The sequence below is a fragment of the Pseudonocardia nigra genome (assembly GCF_019396355.1).
In the GTDB taxonomy this organism is placed as follows: Bacteria; Actinomycetota; Actinomycetes; order Mycobacteriales; family Pseudonocardiaceae; genus Pseudonocardia; species Pseudonocardia nigra.
This window is the reverse complement of sequence record NZ_JAHKRK010000547.1, coordinates 1-753: the sequence shown is the minus strand read 5'-3', so window position 1 is coordinate 753 and position 753 is coordinate 1. Positions and strand designations below refer to the sequence as shown.

Here is a 753-nt window from a genome sequence, read left to right as displayed (position 1 = left end):
GAGCTGTTGCGCATCTCGCGCGACACGCGGTCAAGCACGAATTGAGACCGACTCGTGATCAAGTGCTCGACGTACCCCTCATGTCACGAAGAGCAGTCACCATTCAGACTTGTGAATAAGCCCCCAGCTTCGCGGTTTTCGGGCGAGTAGCGCGCCGGTCACGATGCCATTGCGCGACCGTCGCCTGATAAGTCAACGTTCCGCCCCGGGTGCTCGCGTTGCGACGCAGTTCCCGAGATACCGTCGACGCCGAGCGGCCCAGTCGCCGCGCAATCTCGCGGACGCCCACCTTCTCGGCGCGCCACAGCGCGATCTGCTCCCGCTCAGCAAACGACAGATACCGGCCTGAGTCCGCCTGGAAGATCGGTCGAGGTGTCACCCCGCCACGTTCGCGGAACCACCGCGTCCCCACGACCAGCGACACGCCGGCTTCGATCCCGGCCTCGGTGCTTTTCGCGCCACGAGCGATCGCTGTCCAAAACAACCGACGGTGCTCGCTCCTGGCCACCGGCGGCCGCCCCGGCGACCGCATCGCCGGTCGCCCCGTCGCCGCCGCACCCCAACCTGGCTCTCGTCCCATCGCGCACCTCCCACTCGAGGTGTTGCGACGACCGGTTGAGCCTGGTCTGGACGCCGTGGTCGCTGTGGTGGATCAGTCCGGCGACGGGTCTGCGCTGCTGCAACGCCATGCCCAGGGCGTCGAGGACCAGCTCCCGACGCAGGTGATCAGCCATCGCCCAACCGACCACGCGG

Annotated in this window: 1 pseudogene; it reads right to left on the bottom strand. The window is 67.3% G+C overall.

Features of this window, described 5'->3' with window-relative positions:
* Window positions 1-124: 124 nt before the first annotated feature.
* Window positions 125-580: pseudogene (locus KME75_RS42130) on the bottom strand (helix-turn-helix domain-containing protein); the annotation flags it as partial.
* Window positions 581-753: the final 173 nt, after the last annotated feature.